At 43.0% G+C, this 26469-nt stretch carries 22 protein-coding genes, 1 tRNA gene and 3 pseudogenes; 14 read left to right on the forward strand and 12 right to left on the reverse strand.

Going from position 1 to position 26469, the window contains the following annotated elements; all coding sequences use genetic code 11:
- On the reverse strand, positions 1–616 hold a 616-nt coding region (locus ACEW80_RS31500), incomplete at its 3' end, for an AraC family ligand binding domain-containing protein (protein ID WP_373530382.1).
- Positions 617–1013: 397 nt separating this feature from the next.
- Here ACEW80_RS31500 and ACEW80_RS31505 point away from each other — a divergent pair.
- From ACEW80_RS31505 to ACEW80_RS31540, 8 genes and pseudogenes are all read left to right on the forward strand, one after another.
- Positions 1014–1874 carry a Tab2/Atab2 family RNA-binding protein gene (locus tag ACEW80_RS31505; protein ID WP_373530383.1) on the forward strand — a complete coding sequence of 287 codons (861 nt, stop codon included), beginning with the start codon at positions 1014–1016 and terminating at the stop codon, positions 1872–1874.
- A gap of 265 nt (positions 1875–2139) precedes the next feature.
- Positions 2140–3453 carry a TldD/PmbA family protein gene (locus ACEW80_RS31510; protein WP_373530384.1) on the forward strand — a complete coding sequence of 438 codons (1314 nt, stop codon included), beginning with the start codon at positions 2140–2142 and terminating at the stop codon, positions 3451–3453.
- A 26-nt stretch (positions 3454–3479) separates the two neighbouring features.
- The gene (locus ACEW80_RS31515; protein WP_373530385.1) at positions 3480–6146 is read left to right on the forward strand and encodes a chloride channel protein; all 2667 of its coding nucleotides are present in this window, start codon (positions 3480–3482) and stop codon (positions 6144–6146) included.
- Positions 6147–6246: 100 nt separating this feature from the next.
- A complete protein-coding gene (locus ACEW80_RS31520) occupies positions 6247–6408 on the forward strand; it encodes a hypothetical protein (protein ID WP_373530386.1) in 162 nt (53 codons plus the stop codon).
- A 190-nt stretch (positions 6409–6598) separates the two neighbouring features.
- Positions 6599–8389, forward strand: a complete 1791-nt coding sequence (gene typA / locus ACEW80_RS31525) for a translational GTPase TypA (protein WP_373530387.1) — start codon at positions 6599–6601, stop codon at positions 8387–8389.
- A 316-nt stretch (positions 8390–8705) separates the two neighbouring features.
- On the forward strand, positions 8706–8900 hold the full coding sequence (locus tag ACEW80_RS31530; protein WP_373530388.1) for a transposase DNA-binding-containing protein: 195 nt from the start codon (positions 8706–8708) through the stop codon (positions 8898–8900).
- Positions 8900–9953, forward strand: a pseudogene (locus ACEW80_RS31535) (IS4 family transposase). Before ACEW80_RS31530 ends, ACEW80_RS31535 begins: the two are co-directional and overlap by 1 nt.
- 86 nt (positions 9954–10039) lie before the next feature.
- Entirely contained in the window at positions 10040–10648 is a 609-nt protein-coding gene (locus tag ACEW80_RS31540; protein WP_373530389.1) for a Uma2 family endonuclease, read from the forward strand.
- A gap of 264 nt (positions 10649–10912) precedes the next feature.
- Here ACEW80_RS31540 and ACEW80_RS31545 read toward each other — a convergent pair.
- The 4 genes and pseudogenes from ACEW80_RS31545 to ACEW80_RS31560 form a co-directional block, all read right to left on the reverse strand.
- A pseudogene (locus ACEW80_RS31545) lies at positions 10913–12628 on the reverse strand (IS1634 family transposase).
- Positions 12629–12904: 276 nt separating this feature from the next.
- The gene (locus tag ACEW80_RS31550) at positions 12905–13348 is read right to left on the reverse strand and encodes a DUF29 domain-containing protein (protein WP_373530390.1); all 444 of its coding nucleotides are present in this window, start codon (positions 13346–13348) and stop codon (positions 12905–12907) included.
- A 24-nt stretch (positions 13349–13372) separates the two neighbouring features.
- On the reverse strand, positions 13373–13576 hold the full coding sequence (locus ACEW80_RS31555; RefSeq protein WP_373530391.1) for a DUF433 domain-containing protein: 204 nt from the start codon (positions 13574–13576) through the stop codon (positions 13373–13375).
- Positions 13577–13976: 400 nt separating this feature from the next.
- Positions 13977–14474, reverse strand: a complete 498-nt coding sequence (locus tag ACEW80_RS31560) for a pentapeptide repeat-containing protein (RefSeq protein ID WP_373530392.1) — start codon at positions 14472–14474, stop codon at positions 13977–13979.
- 193 nt (positions 14475–14667) lie between these two features.
- On the opposite strand from ACEW80_RS31560, the gene gcvT reads away from it, so the two are divergent.
- The 3 genes from gcvT to gcvP all read left to right on the forward strand — a co-directional run bounded on the left by gcvT (position 14668) and on the right by gcvP (position 19461).
- Positions 14668–15804 (forward strand): glycine cleavage system aminomethyltransferase GcvT, encoded by a 1137-nt coding sequence (gene gcvT, locus ACEW80_RS31565; protein ID WP_373530393.1) that lies wholly within the window; start codon positions 14668–14670, stop codon positions 15802–15804.
- Positions 15805–15928: 124 nt separating this feature from the next.
- Positions 15929–16318 (forward strand): glycine cleavage system protein GcvH, encoded by a 390-nt coding sequence (gcvH, locus tag ACEW80_RS31570; RefSeq protein ID WP_373530394.1) that lies wholly within the window; start codon positions 15929–15931, stop codon positions 16316–16318.
- Between the two features lie 158 nt (positions 16319–16476).
- Complete coding sequence (gcvP, locus tag ACEW80_RS31575) at positions 16477–19461, forward strand: aminomethyl-transferring glycine dehydrogenase (protein ID WP_373530395.1); 2985 nt, start codon at positions 16477–16479, stop codon at positions 19459–19461.
- 389 nt (positions 19462–19850) lie between these two features.
- On the opposite strand, the gene ACEW80_RS31580 is transcribed toward gcvP, so the two are convergent.
- From ACEW80_RS31580 to ACEW80_RS31595, 4 genes are all read right to left on the reverse strand, one after another.
- On the reverse strand, positions 19851–21437 hold the full coding sequence (locus ACEW80_RS31580; protein ID WP_373530396.1) for a glucose-6-phosphate isomerase: 1587 nt from the start codon (positions 21435–21437) through the stop codon (positions 19851–19853).
- A gap of 112 nt (positions 21438–21549) precedes the next feature.
- Positions 21550–21807 carry a cytotoxic translational repressor of toxin-antitoxin stability system gene (locus tag ACEW80_RS31585; protein ID WP_373530397.1) on the reverse strand — a complete coding sequence of 86 codons (258 nt, stop codon included), beginning with the start codon at positions 21805–21807 and terminating at the stop codon, positions 21550–21552.
- A 48-nt stretch (positions 21808–21855) separates the two neighbouring features.
- The gene (locus ACEW80_RS31590) at positions 21856–22053 is read right to left on the reverse strand and encodes a hypothetical protein (protein WP_094332765.1); all 198 of its coding nucleotides are present in this window, start codon (positions 22051–22053) and stop codon (positions 21856–21858) included.
- Between the two features lie 7 nt (positions 22054–22060).
- Positions 22061–22360 (reverse strand): hypothetical protein, encoded by a 300-nt coding sequence (locus ACEW80_RS31595; RefSeq protein WP_373530398.1) that lies wholly within the window; start codon positions 22358–22360, stop codon positions 22061–22063.
- A gap of 543 nt (positions 22361–22903) precedes the next feature.
- Between ACEW80_RS31595 and ACEW80_RS31600 the strand changes: the two genes are divergently transcribed.
- On the forward strand, positions 22904–23932 hold the full coding sequence (locus tag ACEW80_RS31600) for a VOC family protein (protein ID WP_373530399.1): 1029 nt from the start codon (positions 22904–22906) through the stop codon (positions 23930–23932).
- A 13-nt stretch (positions 23933–23945) separates the two neighbouring features.
- Here ACEW80_RS31600 and ACEW80_RS31605 read toward each other — a convergent pair.
- A pseudogene (locus ACEW80_RS31605) lies at positions 23946–24158 on the reverse strand (phosphodiesterase); the annotation flags it as partial.
- 25 nt (positions 24159–24183) lie between these two features.
- Here ACEW80_RS31605 and ACEW80_RS31610 point away from each other — a divergent pair.
- Positions 24184–24254 (forward strand) — tRNA-Cys (locus ACEW80_RS31610).
- A gap of 103 nt (positions 24255–24357) precedes the next feature.
- A complete protein-coding gene (gene xerC, locus ACEW80_RS31615; RefSeq protein WP_373530400.1) occupies positions 24358–25554 on the forward strand; it encodes a tyrosine recombinase XerC in 1197 nt (398 codons plus the stop codon).
- A gap of 74 nt (positions 25555–25628) precedes the next feature.
- On the opposite strand, the gene ACEW80_RS31620 is transcribed toward xerC, so the two are convergent.
- Entirely contained in the window at positions 25629–26204 is a 576-nt protein-coding gene (locus ACEW80_RS31620; RefSeq protein ID WP_373530401.1) for a hypothetical protein, read from the reverse strand.
- A gap of 67 nt (positions 26205–26271) precedes the next feature.
- Positions 26272–26469 (reverse strand): hypothetical protein (locus ACEW80_RS31625; protein ID WP_373530402.1); only part of this gene is annotated, 198 nt, incomplete at its 5' end.

A 26469-nucleotide genomic window follows, 5' to 3' on the forward strand; every position in this document is an offset into this window, starting at 1 on the left:
GATGAAAGGAACTCAAGTTCGCAATCTGTGCTAATTGCTCTAACGATATCTCTTGATCGTAATGGTCTTCTAGATATGCCCGGATGCGCTCGACGGGCTGACGTTCTTCCCCTAACTTTGCTTGTCTTGGCGGATTTTCTGCACAGCGCAAAATTAATTGTGCTAAAAAATCCAGGATCAATGTTTGTTGTTCAAGCCCAGAAATGGATTGTTCTAGGGCTTGATGAACTTGAACAATTTGTGTATTAAGGTCGCTGTCATAGACTAGAGGTATCGGAAAAGATGGCAGCGCTGTTTTGCGTCCTGCCACTTCTGTTGCAACTTGTTGAAGTAAATCTATACCTACCCGTAGCCCTCGAAAAGTGCAGTCTAGATCGCTTCTAGAATCAGCATAATGTGCTTCTCCAGGTTGTGTCACCACCAAGGTATTAGATGGAACACTATACATAGTGCCACGGTAGTTAAACTGCCAGCCGTCACCCTGCCTGATGCCGAGTTCCAGTTCTTCGTGAAAATGGCGGGGCAATGAATGGCTTTTGCAAAAACCATGCACCAACTCGATCGATGGCAGGCATTGCGATCGCCAGATTCTAGGGCGTGATAGATTTGCTTTCATTAAAGAAATTGAGCGTATTTTAGGTGTTGATACAAACTGGTATTTTGATCATAAAAAAGGTTTGGAATAGGACTATACCTAGCAATCTCAAAATCAACTCGTCTTTAACCACTTGTTGAAAATTTTTCATAATTTATAGAGACAATAAACCTCTCCAAGAGCGATCGCCTGATGAATTCCCCAGTCATCGCAAAACCTATTACTCCAAAAACTTCCTATGTTCTGCTCAAACGATAAGGGATAAGAGGGATAGGGAAGAGTTAGAACTCCATTAATCCACCTCGGAACTCCATTCATCCACTTCATAACTCCGTTCATCTTAATGCCTAATGCTGCCCTAACACTCGTATGATCAACATATCAAGAAAACATAACAGCCAGATTTTTACCGTAAAACATGGGCAGTATTTGGGAAATCGATTTTTACTCTCGTCCGATTTTGGACGATAATCAGAAAAAAATTTGGGAAGTTTTGGTCTGCGAAAGTCCCTTAGATATCAGTACAAAAGCAGATTCTTTGTTTCGCTATGCTCAATATTGCCCCAGTAACCAAGTAAATTCGGGCTGGTTGCGGACAGCGTTGCAGGAGGCTATTAACCAAGCTGGAAAAGCACCAATTAAAATTCGCTTTTTCCGTCGCCAAATGAACAACATGATTACTAAAGCTTGCGAAGACTTGGGCATTCCCGCCCAGCCTAGCCGCCGCACCTTGGTTCTCAACCAATGGTTAGAAGAGCGGATGGAGGAAGTGTATTCTCAAGAACCAGGGTATCAAGGGGTGACTAATCCCTCAGTCCGCTTGGAGAAGCCTTTGCCGCAACGTTTACCAGATGCTTTGGAAGGACAGCAGTGGGTATTTGTTACCTTAGATGCTGCGGATTTGATGGAAATGTCCGAGTGGGAAATTGGCTTTGGTGAAGCTTTCCCCCTAGAGTTGGCAGAAGTTTCACCCGAAGCCCGGATTCCTGGTGTTTTGATTTTCTCACCGAGAGCGTTGCCCTTGGCTGGCTGGATGTCTGGTTTGGAGTTGGCTTTCTTAAGATTTGACACTAGCGAAGAGGCGAGATTGGTTTTAGAAACTGGTGTTACTGAAAGCTGGGTTGTAGCAAATATTAAAAAACCTCAAATCTTAGCAGAAGCCAAAGGTTTTGAGGAAGCCAAGCAAAAAGTTAACGGAGTGCATTTTATCGGTGTGCAGTCTGATCCTAAGGCAGAATCTTTTGCTGGTTTTTGGCTGTTGCAAGAGGTTAATCTTTGAAAATGGGGAGTGGGGAGTGGGGGAGAATGACAAATGACTAATGACAAATGACTAGATCCGTTGAGACATGACAATGATTTGGGATAATTAACTGCGTCCATCAGTGTTGATCTGCGGTTTCAAATCGTAACTGTAAAGAAACGTTGATGATTTTTGGATAGTTATCTGCGTTCATTAGCGGAAAGTCTGATCGTCGGCTTTTGACGATCGCACTTTCCCTTTCAGCGTTGATATGCGGTTCAAAATCCACAATTCACTAAGGGTCATGGGTTCTGAAAATTTGTCACAAGATACACTAGCAGAACAGCTGCTGGAACTAGCCATAAAATCTGGAGCAGAAGCGGCTGAGGTATATGAGTCGCGATCGCTTTCTCGTCCAGTGTTTTTTGAGGCAAACCGACTCAAGCAGCTAGAAACCAGCCAATCTGAAGGCACAGCACTGCGGCTTTGGCAAAATGGGCGACCAGGACTTACGGTGGCTTACGGTTCTGTCCCAGCCCAAGTGATGGTGGAAAAAGCTCTCGCACTAAGTCAACTTAATCAGCCAGAAACAGTAGAATTAGGCTCTAACTTTCAGCCATCCTACCCAGACTTGGGGGAAAGTGTGCCGATAGAAGTTTTGGTAGACTGGGGCAAAGAAGCGATCGCACTAATCCGCGATGTTTATCCAGATGTTGTGTGTAATAGTGACTGGGAATGTGATGTTGAAACCACCAGATTAGTCAACACCAAAGGTTTAGATTGTCACTACACCGACACTACTCTCAGCTGCTACATTTCAGCAGAATGGGTGCGCGGCGATGATTTTTTGAGTGTTTCCGATGGTCAAACGAAGCGAAGCAAACTCTACCCCCAGAAATTAGCTAACCAAATTTTACAGCGGTTGATTTGGGCAAGAGAAAATGTCTCGTCTCCGACTGGGCGCGTCCCAATTTTATTTACTTCTAAAGCCGCCGATATGCTTTGGGGTACTGTGCAAGCAGCTTTGAATGGCAAGCAAGTCTTAGAAGTCGCCTCTCCTTGGGCAGAACGCCTGGGTTATCCGGTAATGGCATCCAGCCTTACTCTCTACCAAGATCCGCAAGCCGGCCCTTACAGTTGCCCCTTTGATGATGAAGGCACTCCTACTCAATCTTTAGTATTTATCCAAAACGGGACTTTACAGCATTTTTATAGCGATCGCACTACTGGCCGCGATCTGGGTACTGATACCACCGGAAATGGTTTTCGCCCTGGTTTAGGCAGTTATCCTACCCCTGAGTTATTTAATTTTCTGATCCAGCCAGGTTCGGCATCCCTACTAGACCTGATTCAACAATTAGATGATGGCTTGATTGTGGATCAAATGCTGGGTAGTGGCGGCAGTATTTCTGGAGATTTTTCGATCAACGTTGATTTAGGCTACCGCGTGCAGAATGGTCACGTAATTGGGCGCGTTAAGGATACGATGGTTGCAGGTAATGTCTACACAGCCCTCAAACAATTGGTTACATTGGGCGGCGATGCTGATTGGAATGGTTCTTGTTATACTCCATCTCTGATAGTAGAAGGGCTATCCACTACGGGGAGAAGTAATTAAATAAAGTAGGGAAATGCCCAAAAATTATGTCTCTTCCTGTTCTAAATCAGCGCTTTCGCTCCTGGTGGCAGCCTAGAAGAGGTTTAGCGATCGCTGAAGCTTGTATTATCGGTCTGGTTGCTGCTCTATCTGCGGTGTTCTTGAAGGTGGGATCGGGATGGCTGGGGACTTGGCGAGTCCATAGTACCGACCTTTTACCTGCATGGCTGGCACTACCGGCAATTGGTCTTAGCTTTGGGTTTTTGGCTGGATGGTTGGTACAAAGGTTGGCACCAGAGGCTTCTGGGAGCGGTATTCCGCAAGTAAAAGCAACTCTTGCTAATGTGCCGATGACATTATCTTGGCGTGTGGCAGGTGTGAAGTTACTCAGTGCGATCATCGCCATCGGTTCGGGTATAACTCTGGGACGACAAGGCCCCACCGTCCATGTGGGGGCAGGTTTAGCAGCAGGGATGAGTCGCTTGGTTCCCACTTCTCCAGATCATCGGCGGCAAATGATTGCAGCAGGTGCGGGTGCGGGTTTGGCAGCGGCTTTCAATGCTCCGATCGCGGGTGTATTATTTATCGTGGAGGAGTTACTCCAGGATTTATCAGGACTGACCCTGGGAACTGCGATTATCGCCTCCTTTATTGGTGGGGTGATATCCAGGCTTTTAGGTGGTGGCAGTCTGGATCTTAATCAGCAATTGACACAATCCTCCAGCCAATTCTCTATTCCAGAAATTCCCTTTTTTATACTATTGGGAATCTTGGCCGGGTTGCTGGGTGCATTATTTAATCGTGGGTTAATATTTAGTATTAAATTTTATCGAAGATTACATATTAGCTTACCTTTGCGGGTAGCTTTGGCTGGATTTATCTCTGGCGTTGTAGTAGCAATGCTCCCCCCATCTTTTCGTGATAATACGGGATTACGGGAGTATGTAATTACTGGAGGGGCGCATATTTCCGTAGCAGCGATCGCTTTTGCGGCCCAGTTCATCCTAACATTGGTAGCATTCGGCTCAGGAGCGCCGGGAGGATTATTCGCTCCCAGTCTGATTTTAGGTTCTTGTTTAGGACACATCATTGGGGTGTGCGCGTTATACATCACCGGAGTTGGTTCTCCTACGACTTACGCACTAGCGGGTATGGGGGGATTTTTTAGCGCGGTTTCCAAAGTGCCAATCACCGCAATTGTGATTGTGTTTGAGATGACTACAGATTTCAATCTGGTGCTACCTTTAATGATTGTTTCTGTAGCAGCTTACCTGGTTGCGGATAAGGTAGTGCCTGGTTCGCTTTATGAGAAGCTTTTGGAGTTAAACGGGATCATTCTCGCCAAAGAAGTTCCGATGGAGGGGGGATTAACAAAGTTAACCGCAAAAGATGTCATGCAACAACGAGTAGAAACTCTGGATGCAGAGATCAGCTTAGAAGAAGCAATGCAAGCCTTTGCTCGTTCTCATCATCGCGGTTTTCCTGTGGTAGAAGATAGCAGGTTAGTAGGAATTGTGACCCAATCGGATTTGTTGAAGATACGCGAGAGTGCATTGCACACGTTTCACGAACGCAATTTAGCCGATATTTTGTTAAAAGAAATTATGACACCTGTCCCGATGACAGTAACACCAATCCACTCCTTGGGCAATGTGCTGTATTTACTTGATCGTTATCAAATCAGTCGCTTACCAGTAGTGGACGGACGGAAACTGATTGGGATTATTACCCGTGCAGATATTATTCGGGCGGAAGCAGACCATCTCAATTGCAAAAATGGCACTCCTAAACTGCGACCAGAACCTTCTTATGTAGTTTACCAAACGCGATCGCCCAGTATCGGCAGAGGTAGATTATTAGTGCCCGTAGCCAATCCAGAAACAGCGGGTATTTTATTACAAATGGCAGCAGCTATTGCCCGCGATCGCCACTATGAAATAGAGTGTGTGCAAGTAATGCTGGTGTCACGCCACAGTTCCCCAGCGGAAACACAGGTAAGGACGGCAAAAAGCCGCCGCTTGCTACGACAGGCAGAAGTTTTAGCAAAAAAGTGGCGAATTTCCTTGCATACGCAGATTCGAGTGACTCACGATGTCGCCCAGGCAATTTTAGAGACAATCAACGAACAACACACTGATTTAATTCTAATGGGATGGAAAGGTAGCACTTCTACTCCTGGTCGGATTTTTGGCGATGTTGTAGACACCGTAATTCGCCAAGCCACCTGCGAAGTAGTATTAGTAAAATTAGGCACTACTCAGAACACAGCACTCCCGTTCGGCTACGCTCACGGCAAGCTCACTCCCCACTCTTTCAACCGTTGGCTAGTCCCAATGGCTGGTGGCCCCAATTCCCCCCTGGCGATTAAATTGCTCCCAGCTTTAATAACATTAGGAAATGATCCACAAATTCGCCTTGCACAGGTATTTAAGCCATCTGAATTAAAGCCAGACATGACAATTTCAGAACAAGCCATCCGTCAGTTGATGCGGCGTCGCAAATTGTCCAGTACTATAGTTGCTCTGCCAGTCCAAGCTGATTCAGTTGCAGAAGGTGTGATTAACCTAGTGAAAACCGAAGGTTACGATGTTGTAGTTTTGGGAGCTTCGCGTGAGGGATTGTTGCAGCAGGCGATTCAAGGTAATATTCCTGAAGCGATCGCCTCTGGGGTAGAAAGTACAGTAATTTTGGTCAGGGGTGCAATTAATAATTAAAAATTTCAAAGTTAATTTAAGAGATGAAAAAGTATCGTTCATTGAGCTTGTCTATATCTTCTGCAATATGTGTGCGTACCTTCCTAATGGTGCGTGTAGGATGGGCATTACAAACAAAATCCACCCTACTATTACAGGGTATGCGATCGCACTAGCCACCAAAGCATCTCACTACTCATTCCTCTCTCCGAATCAACCGGAATTCTCACAAGCAATACCGCCTTTAAACCAACGCCTGTTTATAACAAAAGCTTTTTTCTGATCTCACTAACGCCTTAAATTACCAGATATCCTTATTTTGGGGTTTATAAAACTCCTCGCAATTGTGACGATTACGCTAGAATTGTTAAAGGTTCTTTACAGAGTTTGCTGATCCTACCTAATTCTGTTAAAACAGCCTAGCATTTAAATGTAAATCTCAAAACCCCCTCTAGAGTTCACCAAAAGCTTCTATGACGCTCCCAATTCGCAACGTCGCCATTATCGCCCACGTTGACCACGGCAAAACCACGCTGGTTGACGCACTCCTCAAACAATCCGGCATTTTCCGCGAAGGCGAAGAGGTTCCGGATTGCGTCATGGACTCCAACGCCCTAGAACGGGAACGGGGTATTACTATCCTGTCCAAAAATACAGCAGTTCGCTACAAAGAAACGCTAATCAATATTGTTGATACTCCTGGACACGCTGACTTTGGTGGCGAAGTTGAACGGGTACTCGGCATGGTTGACGGATGTCTTCTAATTGTCGATGCCAACGAAGGCCCCATGCCCCAAACGCGCTTTGTCCTGAAAAAAGCTTTGGAAAAAGGGCTACGCCCCATCGTTGTCATCAACAAAATCGACCGTGGTCAAGTTGACCCCCACATTGCTGTTGATAAAGTATTGGATCTGTTCTTGGAATTAGGGGCAGATGAAGACCAGTGTGATTTTACCTATCTGTTTGCCTCCGGTATGGCAGGTTTTGCTAAAGAAAGCTTGGAAGCAGAATCGGTAGATATGCAACCCCTGTTTAATGCCATTCTGAAACACGTTCCACCTCCAGTCGGCGACAGCACTAAGCCTCTGCAATTGCAAGTTACAACCCTGGATTATTCAGAATATCTGGGACGGATTGTCATTGGCAGAATTCACAACGGTACGATCCGCTCAGGACAACAAGCAGCTTTAATTACAGAAGATGGCACTATTGTCAAGGGTAAAATTACCAAGTTGATGGGGTTTGAAGGGCTGAAGCGGATAGACATGGAAGAAGCAACCGCAGGTTATATTGTCGCGGTGGCTGGTTTCGCTGATGCTTATATTGGGGAAACGATTACTGACCCCAATGAACCACTAGCTTTACCACTAATTAAAGTAGATGAACCAACCTTGCAAATGGCCTTCTGGGTGAATGATTCGCCCTTTGCTGGTCAAGAAGGTAAGTTGGTGACTTCCCGTCAAATACGCGATCGCCTATTCCGCGAACTCGAAACCAACGTGGCTTTGCGTGTCGAAGAAACCGATTCTCCCGATAAATTCCTGGTTTCCGGTCGTGGGGAACTCCACTTAGGTATCTTAATCGAAACCATGCGCCGGGAAGGCTTCGAGTTTCAGGTATCTCAGCCACAGGTAATTTACCGCGAAGTCAACGGTCAACCTTGCGAACCCTTTGAACTTCTGGTGTTAGACATTCCTGCCGATGGTGTGGGTAGCTGTATTGAACGCCTGGGACAACGCAAAGGCGAAATGCAAGATATGCAGCCCGGTAGTGGCGATCGCACCCAACTAGAGTTTGTCATACCCGCCCGTGGTTTGATTGGTTTCCGGGGTGAATTCATGCGGATGACTCGTGGCGAAGGGATCATGAATCACAGCTTTTTAGATTACCGTCCATTAAGTGGCGACATTGAAGCCCGTAATAAAGGCGTTTTAATCTCCTTTGAAGAAGGCGTTTCTACCTTCTACGCCATGAGGAATGCCGAAGATAGAGGAGCATTCTTTATTGGTCCTGGCACAAAGGTTTACAGAGGGATGATTGTGGGAGAACACACTCGTTCCCAAGATTTGGAACTAAATATCTGTAAGACCAAGCAGTTAACCAACCACCGGGCTGCTGGTGGCGACGAATTGGTGCAACTGCAAACACCGATAGACATGAGCCTAGAGCGTGCTTTGGAATACATTGCGGCTGATGAATTGGTGGAAGTTACACCCCAGTCAATTCGTCTGCGGAAGATGTCGAAGAAGTTGGCGAAACGGTAAGTAAATTTTATTAATTGAATTAGAAAGCCCGCATTAGCGGGCTTTTTATTTTGTTAGCTACAGATCCCTTCCTTATCTAATTAGGGATTTAGCTTGCAATAAAAGATTAAGTGACCAGATGTATCTCCTGTAATATAATTTGACACCAGACCTTTGTGTAAGTGGCGGAGGATGAACGAAAATGGTCAATTCTAATAGTGCATTGAGCATCTGACTTTTCCCGTTAAGTCTCGAAAAGCTTGTCCACAAAGGATTTAGGAAAAAGCACAGCATATACGATACAGTAATTGAAATCGAGTGCTAAAGGAGACAAACAATGCTGGACTGGTGGGAGAAAAATTTTGCGACCTGTGAGTTGGGAGATCGCCGATTGAATGAGCGTGCTATGTCAATAAGCTTCGCTTTAAGCCAAGGATTTGGTAAGGCACTGTCAGAAATCTTCAGTGGAGCAACCGTACTCAAAAGAGCCTATGAGTTTTTTCTAACCCCAAAGTCGAATTTGCCAAGGTAATAGAGCCGCACTGTCAAATAATTGCGGAAACTGTTGCAGAACAAGATGTAGTGCTGTGTGTTGGAGACACTACTTTTCTTGATTATGGCAGTATTGTGGCTAAAAAAGAAGGCTATGGCCCAATTGGCAAGGGAGGTAACGGTCTAATATTACACAGTGCTTTAGCTATAGAACCAATGAATGGCCAATCGATAGGTTTGTTATGGCAAAAACTTTGGAATCGAGAGCCAAAACAAAAGCCACCCAAAAATGAAACACCAGCAAAGAAGAAAAAACGACAAGCAACAGCAAGAATTGAAGCGCGAAAACGTCCGTTTGAAGTATTGAATCTTACAGGTGGGTAGAGGCACTTACCATTATAGAAAGCCTTGTAAGTAAGCATACACGAGTGGTTCATACTTTCGACCGAGAAGGTGATATCACAGAAGTTTTTGATAAAGTTCGTCAACTTCAGCACACAGGAGTTCTTGTTCGTGCAGCTCATAACCGTAGTTTAGATCAAGAGAGCGAGCGTCTTTGGTCGAAGTTAGAATCACAACCTAGCAGTTTTGAACAAGAAATCGAATTACCTCAAACGAGCAAGCGTTCTGCCCGCAAAGCCAATCTGTCTGTACGATTTTGTCTCGTCAATCTTCGTATTCCTTACCGCTTTGACAACCGTGACCCTCTACCTGTATATGCTGTTTATGCCACAGAAGTTGATTGTCCAGACGGTGAAACGCCTGTAGAATGGATGTTGCTCACCACAGAAGTTGTTGCAGATATCGAGATGGCTTCTACGATTTTACGTGTACCCAGGCTTTAGCCCCGGCAATTGAAATCCTCAACCCCCTTCAGCTTCGCATTTTGAAAGCTAAATCATCCAAACTACCCGATATATTAACAATTAGTTGGGCTGTGGAAGCGTTGGCGAAGCCCGCCGTAGGCATCGCTCGTTTAGGGGGTTACTTAGAACATCGACATAAAACCCCTATTGGTATCCAGGTACTGTGGCGAGGCTGGTTAAAATTGCACGACCTTTGTAAAGGCTGGCAGCTTGCAAAAGAGACTTAACGGGAAAAGTCAGCATAAGGTTAGATTCTAAATCTCAAGATGCTACTTGTTCCAAAAGCTGACCCGTTTTTGCTTGTAATCGAATTATGAAAAATATTGAGTTGACTCAAGAAAAAATTACAGTTTCGGAAACCACGGCTCTAGAGGAGTTCTTAAAACTTCCATGCATTGATGAGTCACCAGCTTGGGAATATATTAATAAAGAGGCAATTCAGAAACCAATGGGAGGGGGTAAACACAGCTTATTGCAAAAACGTTTAGTTGCAGTAATTGATGAGTTGGGAAGTAACTACGAGGCTTTTCCTGAATTGCGTTGTACCTGCGGTAATCGTTCAGTAGTTCCTGATGTGGTTGTTATTTCTACCAATCAACTCCCACTGGATGAAAACGGTGAGATTATTAGCAGTGGTATTGATTTTGCACCCGATTGGGTAATAGAAATTCTTTCCTCGGCTCAAAGTCAAACTAAAGTAACTGGCAATATTTTACACTGTTTGAGAAATGGCAGTCAGCTAGGATGGTTGATTGATCCAAGTGAACGCTGTATTTTAGTTTATCAGCCTAATTCTTTACCAGATTTGTTAGCAGGAAAAGATATATTACCAGTGTTAAAACATTTGAATTTGACACTCTCTGTTAATGAAGTCTTTAGTTGGTTACATCCCACATTCCGCAGATGTGACTCAGATTATTGATATTTTTGAAAAATTCCAGCCAGGAAAATTTTATCTACCTAATTTTTCTGGTTGAGTTTAACTTTATTTGCCAACAAATAGAGCTTATTAAGTAAGATAACTCCACAAGTTTTTAAAATAGATTCTCTTGCTCAATCAAAGTAGTCATTTCGGATAAAATAAACATGACAATTACAGCCAATAATATTTCCATCTTCGCTAAAAACTTCTATTTATTAATTTTATCGAGAACTTATCTACATCTTTTCAGTCAAATAAACCACATCAAGTAATTAGATAATATTTACTACAACTCTTTCCGTCTTGCAAAGTTGGGCGCACGGAAACCGTGACGCACCCACTTTGCGCTAAATATCTAACAATCTTTTCACGTTCCTCTGTTAAATTGCTCATTTGTTTCTGTCCATTTATAATTACCAAATGTACAGCCTGAAACATCTGAAATACCCACCTCATTGTCGGTTTACTTGTGATTTTATTGACTTGATTTCTAATCCCATCATCAAATTTAGCTAATTCTTGTCTTAACTTTCTTTGTGCGAGGTTATAAACTAACAAACACAATCCCATTATCATTGCTATTGCTTCTACTCTTTCAGGGATTTTAACAAATACGCTTGATGTAAAAAACAATGGATCTTTCAAAAACCTAAATCCTCTCTCATTGGATTGTTGGGCTTTGTATTCTTCTAATACCTGCTCATCACTCAATTCATTTTTATCTAATACATTTGTTGCTAATATAAATCTCCCTGCTTTAATTCTTTCAGTTTCTATTGCTTCTTCTCTTGTTTCTATTTGACCTTTAACTTGATATTTTATTTGATTCGGTTGGGTCAATTTATTTGGTCTACCTACTGTTTTATATTCTGGTTTCTCGATGTATTCAATTTCTTTTATTTGGTGATATTTCCAGGAGTTTGATAGCTTTTTTATTGCTATTTTAGCATCTGGCTGACAAGCAAACTCTTGCCTGGATAGTTTGCTGAGTGCGGCTTTTGCTTTTGATTCCTGTTTTTTGACTTGTTTCTCTACTTGTTGGATACTTGATTTTTTTCTTAATTCACTTTCGACGATTATCCATCTTTGTTTTATGCCTGCATATTCTGATTCTTTCTCAGCTATTTTATAGCCTAATTTTTGACTATCTTTCCATTCTGACTCTTTTATATCTAAGATTTTATTTTGTGCTGATTTGATACTTAATGGTACTCTTGTTATCCATTTTAATTCTCTCATTGCTGCTAAGTTATCTGCTGTATACAAGGCACTATCCGCTACACATATTCCCTCAAATGTCCATTGCTTTTTAAATTCTTTTAATCTTTATACAAATACACTTTTATCATCTACGTTTCCTGAGTCTACTTTTAAATATAATGGGACATCTCCATCTCCTGTTACTATCATGTCTATGATAAATTGTTTCAGGTCTGGTCTTTTATCTCTTGAGTATCCGTGGACTATTTCTATTGCTTTCATCTCGGTCTCTCTTTCTAATTTATTTCCTTCTATTTCTTGTTCTGTTTGTTCTATTTCTTCGGTTTCTTTTTTGTACTCTCCTTCTACACTCATTGAAGTCCCATCTAAATGGATACTATGCATTTCTACTTGGAATTTATGGGCTGCTTTTATGGCTACTGTTGTAAATATTTTTGTTGTTCCTACTTGATAATATTTGTCTAGTTCTCTTCCTAGTTTGTCGTCATTTAAATTTTCTGCTAATACCCCTTCTCCTATTAAATGTTCTGTTGCTTTTCCTACAAAAAATTCCCCAAATAGGTATAATGGGGCGCTTAAAAAGCCTAATCCATTCAATATCATTGCTTTCATTACTTGTCCTGGTGTTAGGGTTTCTTTTGTTTTTATTCCTACTATTTTATTCACTTCTTCTACTAATTCCATTTCGTCTATTATTCCTGCTACTATTCCTAAATGGTCTATATTTAGGATTTGCATGGCTTCTTTTGACTCTTTCATGTTTTTTCTCTTTCTCTACTCACGCTTATTATTTTACAAATAAATAGCCTGAAATGATTATCTGGTAATCCTTTCAGGCTTTGTAATCTTACAATTCATAATTATTTAATCTGCTTCAATATCTGCGGAATGTGGGTTACATCGGAAAAATTGACATGATTATTGTGACTATTTGTGACATTGCATAGGCCTAGCCCGTCGTAGACATAGCTAATTTGCAGCATAGATTTTCAGTGCGATTTGGATTGCACAAAAATTTAGATAAAAATGGTATATTTAAGGCAAATAATTGTCATCCAATAATTGTGCAAAAGTGTAAGGGCATTTTTCTGCAAAAATCGTTAAATCAGTTTTAACTTGCACAAAATAAACCGCACTTTGATAAATATTTTCTAAATCATCCTGTAACTTATTTATTAAATTCGTGGTTAGATGATTATTTAAATCATATCTAAAGGTTTTAATTTCTCCAATCCAATGACGATAATTCCTTTCATATTCTATCTGCCAATATTGAAGTAATAATAAATGAATAATAATTTGTCTTAAAAGACTTTTGACTTTAGCTAAATCTCTTTTCCCCAAACTGATTAATTCCTCAATTAAGTTTTCTAAATCAAGTTGGTTAAACTGTTTTTGTTTTAATAATTCAATGGTTTCTTCTAACCATAAATTTTCATCATTTTCATAGAGTTGTTTTAAGTTGGTTGTAATTGTCATATTTTTTACCTTTTAAGCACGTAATTATACATCATTGGTTGTTGTGACATCAATTCCATAACGTGCTAGTGACAGGTCATACTTACCGACAATCTCTACCGAGGAATATCCTAGCTTTAAATGCATCACTGCCACATCTTCTACAGCAGTGCGAGTACCGACAATGCGGGGCTTTCCACTCCGTACATCAGAAGAAATTTCAATATGCTCCTGACTGACTAACTCCATCAATCAATCTTCCACCTCCGTTTTATAATTTCATAATACACAGCAGTCCTGACTCTTACAAAATTAGATTGCAACTGGAGCGAAACCCCCTGAAAGAACCGAACAAATTCCGGTCACTCATCTAGAATCAGCATAATCAACGCCGCATAACATTAGATCGTCAAGTTGTCGGTAAAGACATAGTTAAGAGGTTATCGGTGAGAAGCAATGCCTACGGTGGGAAGCGATCGCTTCTGACTCGGTGCAAAACCATCTTTCTGGGCGCGTTGGATCAATTACTTAGGATTAGCGATCGCGCAAGCAATTGTCCAGGCACACCACGGTATTATAGATAATTACGAATTACGAATTATTTTAAAATAATATCCCCTCTCCATCAGCGAAGAAAAGGGGAAAGGGTTTACTTACATCCTAAAGACTTGCGAGTATCCACACCAGTTTTAGAATTCACACCACTTGCTTTAACACAGAGTTTTTTCACTTCTATCCCATCTAAAATTGCATTTGTAAAATCAGCACCTGTGGTATCCACCTCATCAAAAGTAGAACGCAGCATCATTGCATCGGTTAACACAGCATCACTTAAATCAGCATCCTTAAACCTTGTTAGATAGGCTATGCCTTCACTAAAATCAGCACCATGCAGATTTACACCATCCAATAAAGTACCGTTAAACACGACACCACGTAAGTCGGTATTACTAAAATTAGCATTCTCTAATTTGAGATTAGTAAACTCAGTGCCAATTAAACTTTGACCAGAGTAATCCTTGCCCTTAAGTTGATCATTACCCACAGAACGGGTGATACTGGAAGAACTGGCGGCTTGCGCCGATAGGGGAAACAAAAAAAGAACCATAGCTAAGACAAAGCTAGCTAACAATTGGCAATATTTCATAATGTCTTCTTAACAAATCTCAACACTTCCACCATTAACTATTAAACCTCACAGAAGGGGAGATAAGGGAGTGGGGAGTGGGGGAAGCAGGGGGAGAAATGACAAATGCCCCAATTCGATACACAAGTCTATAAAACCAGAAAGCATCTCGTAGGATGATAGATGTTGAGGTGCGATCGCAAAATAATTACCTGTGGCTAATCAAGAAGACAACGCCCAATCCCTGGCGCGAACCCCTTTATATAAATTGGGTGTAGAACTCAAAGCCCGCCTTACCAGCTTTGGCGGCTGGGAAATGCCCGTGCAATTTAGTGGCATTAGCCGCGAACACGAGGCTGTAAGAAATACAGCCGGAATGTTCGATATTTCCCACATGGGCAAATTTACCCTCCAAGGTAAAAACCTGATTTCCCAGCTCCAGCCTCTAGTGCCTTCAGACTTGAGTCGGTTGCAACCTGGTCAAGCTCAATACACCGTATTGTTAAATCCTCAAGCGGGAATTATTGACGACATCATAGTTTATTATCAAGGTGAAGATACCAGTGGTACACAGAGAGCATTTATCATAGTCAATGCGGCAACCTGTGGTAAAGATAAAGCATGGCTATTGCAACACCTTGACCTGGATAAAGTGCAATTTCAAGATATTTCCCCAGATAAAGTCTTAATTGCCGTGCAAGGCCCAAAAGCGATTAAATATCTTCAACCCTTGGTGCAACAAGACTTACAACCAATCAAAGCCTTCGGACATTTAAAAGCAACACTACTGGGTAAACCTGCCTTCATAGCCCGCACAGGTTACACCGGAGAAGATGGCTTTGAGGTGATGGTAGATCCTGATGTAGGGATAGAATTGTGGCGAAGTCTCCATAATGCTGGTGTTGTCCCCTGTGGACTCGGTGCCAGAGATACCCTGCGGCTAGAAGCAGCAATGGCACTTTATGGCCAAGATATCGATGACACCACTACACCATTAGAAGCAGGTTTGGGCTGGCTAGTTCATTTAGATACCAAAGGCGATTTTATTGGTCGGACGGTTTTGGAACAGCAAAAAACTGCTGGAGTGCAGCGCCGATTGGTAGGTTTGCAAACACAAGGACGCAACATTGCTCGTCACGGCTATCAAGTGTTATCAGCAGGTAAAATTGTGGGAGAAGTTACCAGTGGCACTATGTCGCCCACACTTGGTTATCCCATTGCCTTAGCCTACGTTCCCACCCAGTTAGCAACTGTCACTCAGCAGGTAGAAGTCGAAATTCGCGGCAAAGCTTATCCAGCAGTTGTGGTTAAACGTCCCTTCTATAGGTCAAAAAATCGTGTCGCCAACTGATAAGCGCCGAAGTTTTGAGGAATAATGTGTTGTGAGTTACTCAATCTACAGTAAGGTTCATTACCAAATATGGCTTGGATGACTTTTGAGACAATAATTTTTTTGATAAGGGAGAGGAAGTGATATGTCCTTTGAATATCCTCAAGATTTCAGATACTTGGATTCTCATGAATACGTGCGACTAGATGGTGAAATTGCCACCATTGGCATTACCGAATTTGCCGTACATGAATTGGGTGATATCGTCTTTTTGGAACTGCCAGAAATTGGCGACGCTCTTACCAGGGGAGAAAACTTTGGCACAATTGAATCAGTGAAAGCCGTGGAAGAACTGAATTCACCAGTAACAGGAACAGTTATAGAACGCAATGAAGCCTTAATTGAATCTCCCGAGCAAGTAACAGATGATCCTTACGGTGAGGGATGGTTTTTGAAAGTACGTGTCAATGACCCCGATGAAGTAAATGATGCCTTGACTGCGGATGAATATCGCGCCCAAGTAGAAGGGGAGTAGGGAAGAGGCAAAGGGGCAGAGGGAAAAGACTTTCTCCCCTGCCTCTTGCCACTCCGCCCGAAGATAAGTCATGAAATTTAGATGAACTGAGAAGTTACACCTACTTATCATGAGTATTTATTGCAAAATATTAAATAGTACTATCTGGAGAGTAATTTGTGGTACAGCACGCTCCTATTGTCAAGTTTAATGATCAGCAAGTGCTGGACGAAAGAAGTCAGAAGTTAAGTAGTTTTGCGCCAAGACACATTGGCCCTAACTCCGATGACATTCAGCAAATGCTTAAGGTTTTGGAATTTGGCAGCTTAGATGCCCTAATCGACCAAACAGTACCGCAGGCAATTCGGCTAAGACAACCGCTAAAGTTACCAGAAGCAAAAAGTGAGTATGCAGCACTGGCATTATTAAAAAAAATTGCTGCCAAAAATCAGGTTTTCCGCTCATACATCGGTATGGGATATTACGACACTATTACCCCACCTGTGATTGGGCGTAACATCCTAGAAAATCCCGGTTGGTATACTGCCTACACTCCTTATCAGCCAGAAATTGCCCAAGGGCGACTAGAAGCGCTGCTAAATTTTCAAACCCTAATTATCGACCTAACAGGTTTGGAAATTGCCAATGCCTCGTTACTTGATGAAGCCACAGCAGCAGCCGAAGCGATGAGCCTAAGCTATGGTGTTTGTAAAAATCAGGCAAATGCCTATTTCGTTTCTGGTGACTGCCATCCCCAAACTATCGACGTGTTACAAACACGGGCTAAACCATTAGGGATTAAGATTATTGTTGGCAATCATCAAACATTTGATTTTGATCAACCAATTTTTGGGGCTGTTCTGCAATACCCCGCAAGTGATGGGACCATTTACGACTACCGCGCTTTTATAGAAAAAGCCCATGCTAAGGGTGCATTGGTGACGGTAGCAGCAGATCCCTTAAGCTTAACTTTGCTAACCCCACCTGGGGAATTTGGTGCTGATATTGCTGTCGGTAGCACCCAGCGCTTCGGTATTCCCTTGGGGTTTGGGGGGCCTCATGCGGCATACTTTGCTACGAAGGAAGAGTATAAGCGGCTGGTTCCAGGGCGAATTGTGGGAGTATCAAAAGATGCCCAAGGTAAGCCTGCATTACGTCTCGCCTTGCAAACCCGTGAACAGCATATCCGCCGCGAAAAAGCTACGAGTAATATCTGTACGGCACAGGTGCTACTGGCGGTAATGGCGAGTATGTACGCCGTCTATCATGGGCCAGATGGACTAAAGCAAATTGCTGAAAACATCCATTCCCTAACAGTCTTACTGGCACAAGGACTGAAGCGTTTGGGTTGCAACATTGTTTCAGAATCTTTCTTTGATACGCTGCGAGTAGAACTGGGAACACAGAATTTAGAAGATATTCTGGCAGCTAGCGAACAACTTCAAATTAACCTGCGGGTTTTTGATGCGACTGCTGTTGGGATCTCGCTGGATGAAACAACTACGCCAGAAGACTTAATCGACCTCTGGCAGATTTTCGCTGGTACAGATGATTTACCTTTTACCCTAGAAGAATTAACTTCTCCCTCTCTTCCCCATCTCTCCCTCTCGCGTACAAGTACATATCTCACCCACCCAGTCTTTAACCGCTATCACTCAGAAACTGAGTTGTTGCGCTATCTGCACAAGCTAGAAAGCAAGGACTTGTCGCTAACTACATCAATGATTCCTTTGGGATCTTGCACAATGAAGTTGAATGCGACAGCTGAGATGATTCCGGTAAGTTGGGAGGAATTTGGCAGGATTCATCCATTTGCCCCGGCATCGCAAACGCAAGGTTATCAAATCCTGTTTAGGCAACTTGAGGAATGGTTAGCTGAAATTACCGGGTTTGCTGGTATTTCTCTGCAACCAAATGCTGGTTCTCAGGGCGAATACGCCGGACTTTTAGTAATTCGCCAATATCACCAAAATCGTGGAGAAGGACATCGCAATGTTTGTTTGATTCCCACTTCGGCACATGGAACAAACCCAGCGAGTGCGGTAATGTGCGGGATGAAGGTGGTGGCTGTTGTCTGTGATTCACAAGGTAATATTGACGTTGATGACCTGAAGGCTAAGGCAGAAAAACATAGTAATGAACTTGCTGCCTTAATGGTGACATATCCCTCGACTCATGGCGTTTTTGAGGAGCCAATTCAGGAAATCTGCGCTGTTGTCCATAGTCATGGTGGACAAGTTTACATGGATGGGGCAAATATGAACGCCCAAGTGGGAATTTGCCGTCCTGGGGATATTGGCGCGGATGTCTGTCACTTAAATCTGCACAAAACCTTTTGTATTCCTCATGGTGGCGGTGGCCCTGGTATGGGGCCGATTGGTGTCGCTTCTCATCTTGTCCCTTTTCTTCCTGGACACCCTGTTGTCACTATCAACAACTCAACTCAGCACGGGCTAAACCCTAGCTATCCGCTAACAGCACTTAGCACTCAGCACTCTAATATTGGTGCTGTTGCTGCTGCGCCTTGGGGTAGTGCTAGTATCTTGGTGATTTCTTGGATGTACATTGCAATGATGGGTGCAGCTGGTTTAACCCAAGCAACTAAGGTGGCAATTCTCAACGCTAACTACATGGCCAAGAAACTGGAATCGTACTATCCGGTTTTGTATAAAGGTAAAAATGGTCTAGTTGCCCATGAGTGTATTTTAGATTTGCGTAGCTTGCGAGGCGCTTCGCCATCGCTCAAAAAATCAGCTGCGATCGAAATCGATGATGTTGCCAAACGTCTTATAGATTATGGTTTCCACGCGCCGACTGTCTCCTGGCCTGTAGCGGGTACAATCATGGTGGAACCGACAGAAAGTGAATCTAAACAAGAGTTGGATCGTTTCTGTGATGCCTTGATTTCTATTCGCCAAGAAATTGCCGAAATTGAATTAGGTAAGGTGGATACCCAAGATAATGTCTTGAAGAACGCACCCCACACTGCCGAAAGTCTGATCGCTGGAGAATGGCAGCATTCTTATTCTCGTGAACAAGCTGCTTACCCTGCGCCTTGGACTCGTGAGCATAAATTCTGGCCGGCTGTTGGTCGTATTGATGCAGCCTTTGGTGATAGAAATTTTGTTTGTTCTTGTCTACCAATGGATAGTTATTCCTCATAAAGGAATCAGGTTGAGTTAAGACTTAATCCCTCCAACCCTCTTTTAAAAGGAGGTTGGGGAGATTTTCAAAGAATAGACATTATCTAAATTATTGGATCACAAAGCTGATAACGAGCAAAACCCCTGCCAGATTCTTAGTGTACAGGAATTAAGTCTTTTAAACGATCGCTCCAACAGCAAAGGGCTAGTTCAACTGGCTTTTCATCTCACTATTATCGGTTACCGTGGTGGTGGGGTAAAATACGTGGACATTTTCAGGTTGCAACTTGAATACATAACAGTGAAGCATCCTAGACTGAAGATATACTTCCTATCTAGAATGCTTCACAGTAAAAAATTATTGCCGATACAACAATTATGGACAAAATGTAATTTTCAAGCTAAAGCTATCAGCTAGCAGAAACTTTCAAACTACTGGGTTTCTGAAGATCACCTTGTAAAACCACACCTCGCTGATTGGCATGGATATGACGCAAAATCTTGTAAATTGCCTCAACTTGCTCTGATGCGCCTGCCTTAGAAGCGAGTTCGTCAAGAGAAAGAGGAGTTTTTTCTTTTTGTAGCACTGCTACCACTCGTGTTTGCAAGTCGAGAATGGTGGCGGCAGCTTTTTTGCCAGCTTCTACGCCTGGTTGATGGTAGGCGTTGACGTTGATCAAGCTAGCATAGAAACCAACAGCGCGTTCATACAAAGCAATTAATGCCCCCACAGTTCGAGGGTTGACTTGCGGAATCGTCACTGTAATTGAATCACGGTGATTTTCATAAAGCGCTTGTCGGGTTCCTTGGAGAAAACCGGAAAGATAATCGCCTGATGTAACTCCCGGATCTATTTCAGCAGATGGGCCTTGACGATCTTCCAACACTTCGATGAAGGTAGCAAAGAAATTCGCTACACCATCGCGTAACTGCTGGACGTAAGCGTGTTGATCTGTTGAGCCTTTGTTGCCATAAACAGCGATGCCTTGATGGACAGTTTTACCGTCTAAGTCTTTTTCTTTGCCCAAGGATTCCATCACCAGCTGTTGCAAATAGCGACTGAATAAAAATAAGCTGTCTTTGTAAGGTAAGACAACCATATCTTTTTCGCCGCGTCCATTGCCAGCAAAGTACCAAGATAAGGCGAGTAAGGCTGCTGGGTTATTTTTGACATCTGGGACGCGGGTAGCGTCATCCATTTCTTTTGCGCCCTCCAACATGGCGCGAACATCAATGCCTTGCAATGTGGCTGGTACTAGCCCCACAGCAGACATTTCTGAGGTGCGTCCTCCCACCCAGTCATACATGGGAAACCTGGCTAGCCAGCCTTCATCTTTGGCGAGCTGATCGAGGTTGCTATCAACGCTAGTAATAGCTACCGCATACTGGGCAAATTCCAAATTGTGTCCGGCGTAGGCTTTTTTAACTTCAATCATGCCGTTGCGAGGTTCCGGTGTTGCCCCAGATTTGGAGATCACCAATACCAAAGTGCTGGCGAGGCTGTTTCGGACGTGATTGAGAACGCGATCAATACCTGCTGGATCGTTGTTATCGATAAAGTGAAGTTTCAGGGGCGGGAAATCAGGAACAAGGGCTTCAGCGACGAATTGGGGACCGAGGGCGGAACCACCAATGCCAATGGAGATAATATCCGTGAAGCGGCTTGCTCTCGGAGGATGAATAGCACCTGTTTGGACTTTTTCCGCAAAAGCTTCGATTTGTTCTAGGGTTTGGACAATTTCTTGTGTAAGTTCTGGAGTTGGCGCTAAATCAGGATTTCGCAGCCAGTAGTGTCCAACCATGCGGTTCTCATCGGGATTTGCGATCGCACCCTTCTCCAGTTGAGCCATATCCGCAAACGCTTTGTCAAACTTCGGCTGCAACGAATCCACGAAGGCATCATCGAACTGTATCCGACTCACGTCTAAGTACAGTCCCAATCCCTCGTGGAAATATAACCAGTTTTGGTATCGTTGCCAAAGTGCCCTAGCATCCATAGGGAAATCTCAAATAAAGTGTTATTTCAAAAACCAGTTTAGTGTATGGTTATGGCGATCCCTGCCTAGCCTTATACAATTTACAGTTTTAAGTGTTCGCTTAACTCTGAGCTTAAACATCTGGCATAGGGATGACACGCAAAAATTTGACAATTTCACCTCTAATTTCTATACCAATCAGATAATTATCGAGGGTAAAGCGGTGAAAAATGCCTTCACTGTCAAGCTGTCGCAGTTCTTTTAAATCACTCAGCTGCCATTTTTGGGCTAACTCAATAAAGACAAAATCATACACCCGCTCGTAGGCAGCAGGTTCTAAATTTTTCAGGTCTAGCAAAAAAGACCTTGCATAGCGTATTTCCAGAGTCACTAGGCTTACCTTAACCAAAACTTGAGGGCTACTAAAAGCACTGCTGAATCAGAAAAACATCAACAGTCGTACCGCTTCTTCATGGGTTAAGATATCCCACGGTTGCTGCGATCGCTTCACTTGTTGTATAGCTTTCAGCATATAAAAGTCACAATGTAAAGCTTCAAGAACATTCCAAATGTCTTGCAAATCTTCATCGGCTAACTGCTCGATTAAGTGATGCATTCTCAGCCGCAGCAAATTCATACGTTAATTATTCCTTACTAGAAACACCATTCTGTTGCTGGATAAAAAATATTGTAGATGCGATCGCCACCAATACAACTGCCACCACTCCCGAAGCAATCCATCGATTCCGGCGTTGTTGCACCTCCAATGCTTGACGACGATTTAACTGAATCAGCGCTTCACCTAGTAACTCTGGCGGTAAATTCAACTCTTGTAAAATTTCTCTAACCTGCTGTTGGTCTAGTTCCGCGTCCCGCCGCACTTGTAGCCCTCCTACTTCTGTGACTATCTGTGCTAATTGTTCTTGAGTCAATCGCTGCGTCATAGCTTAACTCCTGTTAAAAAACTTTATGGCGGTTCTTGATTATGTGCAATACAAAGAGTGTTTGGGCAGGCAGAATAACTCTAGATTTGGGTGGATCTTACCTTTGTAGGTACATGATAAGCTACAAATTAAAGTTATTGCTTTTCGGATTCTTTGTTAGATATTTTTGAGTAAAAATTTCCAACTCCCAACTCCTAACTCTAGCCCTGTCAAGGTGATATGTAGCTTGAATTTCATATTCGTTCAAACAAAATCTTCACTTGTTCTTTTAGAATCAATACGCTTAGGTTAGTAATATTTGGTGTTCGGAGATCCCCCCAACCCCCCTTAAAAAGGGGGGCTAATACCCCTTCTTTTACCTCCTTAAAAAAGGGGTAAAAGAAGGCGGGGGGATCTTAACCCAAGGTATTGCTTTTAGATTTTTGAAACTTCCGACCTCAAAGGCTCAACTTCTGAGTTCTGAGCTAGTAATGAATAAAAAATTCACCTTGAGAGCGCTACTCTTACTCCTGTACAAACGCGATTAATCGCGTCTCTCGTCTTATGACTCACAAACAACAAACTGCAATTGAAGGTATCTATGAAGTGTGTATTGGCATCCCGGAGCCAATCTATGCAATTCAGTATTGGGAGCAATTTGGCTATTGCATTGGTCAAGTGGGTGAATTAACCGCAGATGCAGCCCATCAACTATATGGAGTGAATTCATCTTTACGCTCAATCCGCCTCTATCACCAAAATGCAGATCATGGTTTAATTCGGCTGATGGTTTGGCAAAATCCCACGCATCAGGGTTTAGGAATAGAGTCGATGAAAGTCAAGGGAAATCGCTGGGCGACAACCTTAACGGCAGATGTTTTAAATATCTTAAATCATGTTGAGGATGCAAAAGCAGCAGGTTTGCCTATTAGGTACACCAACCCTTATTGGGAAGTTATCTACAACAAAGAGAGAAAAAGCCGTCCTTTTATTGAGCAAGCCGTTGGTGTACGAGAAATGCTGCTATTGCAACCCTTAGCTCGACAGGTTCTATTTCAACGGTTTGGCTATACACTGCCGCATTACGGACAAGTTAACCAAAATGCTGCATTTAAAACTAGTCAGTTTACTCACATGGGAATCATCGTTCAAGATGATAGCAAAGAAAACCTGAAATTTTATGAAGAAGTTTTGGGTTTGCTGCGTGTGCGTGATGATATTGAAACTAGCGATGAATCTTCGCCAGCAGGTCAAGATATTTTTGATCTTAATCCTGGTGAAAAGTTTATTGTCACTACCTTTGATGACCCCCGTTCTTCCAAGTCTGATTTGATGGCTGCACGCAGTGGCAGACTTTATATCATTCGATTCCCAGAATCTATTAATTTAGAATCGCGCTTTGAGGCAGCCCAACCAGGTAGCTTAGGAATGTCATTATATACCTACCGTGTGAAGGGAATACAGGAGTATTGCGATCGCATCAAAGCAAGTACTGCAAAAAAAGTTACAAACATCATTAGTAATGAGTTTGGCGAGATGAGTTTCTCCTTTGTTGCGCCAGATGGCTACTTCTGGACTTTGTTAGATTCTTGATTGACAAACTCCTACCATGCTTAAAAGACTTATGCCAAGGAACCATCCCCAGATTTAAGATTTCATCCATTGCGATCGCCCAGTCATGATTTACTGGTAGCTAGTAAGTGGGTATTTGTAGTGGACTCAGCAGGTTTTGGAGATTTTCATCGGATTCAGGCGTACCATCACCAGACAAATCTCCCGTTAGCAGTAGTAAATTAAATTCAGGTTGCAGATATTTTAGTGGTAATATAGGAACTTATGGGTATGGCGGCATAGCCAAGTGGTAAGGCAGAGGTCTGCAAAACCTCCACCCCCGGTTCAAATCCGGGTGCCGCCTTGTTTTACCATACCAATAGAGTGGCTACTAGGGTGGCTACCGACTATTTGGCTACCCAATGGCTACCGGGCTGAACTGAGGATCTCACAAGATCCTCAGTCAAATGACATCAACTACAAAGCAGTCATCAGGTACAGTAGGCATAGAGGTAAAGGGCAATAAACTAAGGCTTAGACTACCCAGAGCGGTAGCCATTGGTAGCCAGAGATATATCTCAACTAGGCTTGACAACACCTCAGAGAACTTTAAAAGGCTTCAGAGTCTAGCTTGGCAGATCGAGGCAGATATTAGCACTGGTAAGATAGCTGAAACTATCCCAGGCTACTACAACCAGTTCAAAGCGATACCCCTAGTGATCACTCTAAATGACTTGGTAGCAGTGCCAGCTAAAGCAATAACACTAAGTCAGCTTTGGGTGCAATATTGCGAGTACAAGCGATCGCAGTTGGCTGTCACTACTTATCAGCGAGATTACCTTAAAAAGTATGCTAACCACATTGCTAGGCTACCCCAAGAGCTAAATAAGGCAGTAGCCATTAGGGATACTTTAGTAGCCACTACTAGCCCCGATACAGCTAAAAGGCTGCTAACCTTACTATCAGCTTGTGGTAAGTGGGCTGTTAAGTCTGGGCTGATCGAAGTGAACCCTTTTGCTGAAATGGCTACTGACATCAAGCTACCCAAGAGTAGCCACAGTATTGATCCTTTTAGCGGGGCTGAAAGAGATGCAATATTAGCAGCATTCCAAGCCCATCCCCACCACTGCCATTACTACAGCTTTGTTAAGTTTCTATTTTTAACTGGTTGTAGAACTGGGGAAGCGATCGCATTACAATGGCAGCATATCAGCAATGACTTCAGTTATATTACATTTGCTGAGAGCTACAGTAGTAGCCTTAAGCTTAGGAAGTCTACCAAGACGGGGGTAGTCAGAAGGTTCCCCATAAATGCTGACTTGCGATCGCTCTTGATGAGTATTAAGCCTACAGATACTAAACCATTGGATCTTGTCTTTATGACTCCTACAGGGCTACCCATAAATAACAGCAAGTTTACTAACCAAGTCTGGAAAGGTTGCAAGGTAGGCAAGAAAACTTACAAGGGAATACTACCCCAACTACTAAAGGATGGCGATCTAGGCTCTTACAGATACCCCTACAATGCTAGGCATACATTCATCACAATGATGCTAGAGAAAGGTGTCACTATTCCCCAAGTAGCCAAGCTTGTAGGCAATAGCCCCAAGGTGATATTGAGCCACTATGCTGGGAATGCGATCGCTGAAGTTCCTAGAATCTAGCCAAGTTCCTAGAGCGCGATCGCTAATAGGACTCATGGGACTCATTGATTACCCAACTTAACCCTGCATGATAACTATGAGGCTTTAAGAAAATCTAGCCAAGTATTTAAGGGTCTGAATAAATGCCTGGGGACTGCATAGGATAACTCTTGAGCCTTAACTCTTAACCAGCTAGTTTCTCTAGTTAATCTATCTGCCTCAGTTATCCTAGCTTCTCCTGTGGTGCGATCAATGGCAACTATAAAATGTACCGGGAACTTATAGCGCTCCCATCTGGTTGCAATACCGCCTACTAATATGTTATGGTTTCCAAAGATACCCGATTTTGTCTTAACCTCTATGTTATAACCCTTACCCCTGTGGATAACTCTTATATCCCTTTGGTACTTGGCGGTTAAACCCTGGGGTAACTCAGATTGCTTTCTGCCTCTCCAGTTATTCGGGTCTGTTTTAAAGTTGTAGTTGTAGTAGGCTGCCCTGAAGGGTACATATTGGTCTACTTGGTAAACCTTGTCTAACCCCTGAGTCTTAAGGTACTCAACTAGGGAGTATTCCCATGAGTTACCACAGGCTAGGCTATCGCTGAAAGAATCCTTAAAGTGATTAGTATTTCTACTAGCACCATTGATCGCAATATGTGTTATAATCATGGTAGAGAGTTTTAGTTTGTTGATAGTCCCCTTAGTAGCGCTAACTACTAGGGGGATTTTGGTTTGATTAGTTAGAACTCTTGGGTAAATCCTGAGACTCAATGGCAGTCTTAAGTAACTGCCTAACTAGATAGCTAGTAGATACCCCAATGGAACTAGCAAAGCTATGCGCTGCTTCTAGTTCCTCATGGCTAATAGGAATCATCAGGCGCTTATTCTTCTCTTGCCTGGGAAGGTCATTGATGATACTAATGATGTTAGTTGC

The sequence above is a fragment of the Nostoc sp. genome (assembly GCF_041747015.1).
GTDB lineage: Bacteria > Cyanobacteriota > Cyanobacteriia > Cyanobacteriales > Nostocaceae > Nostoc.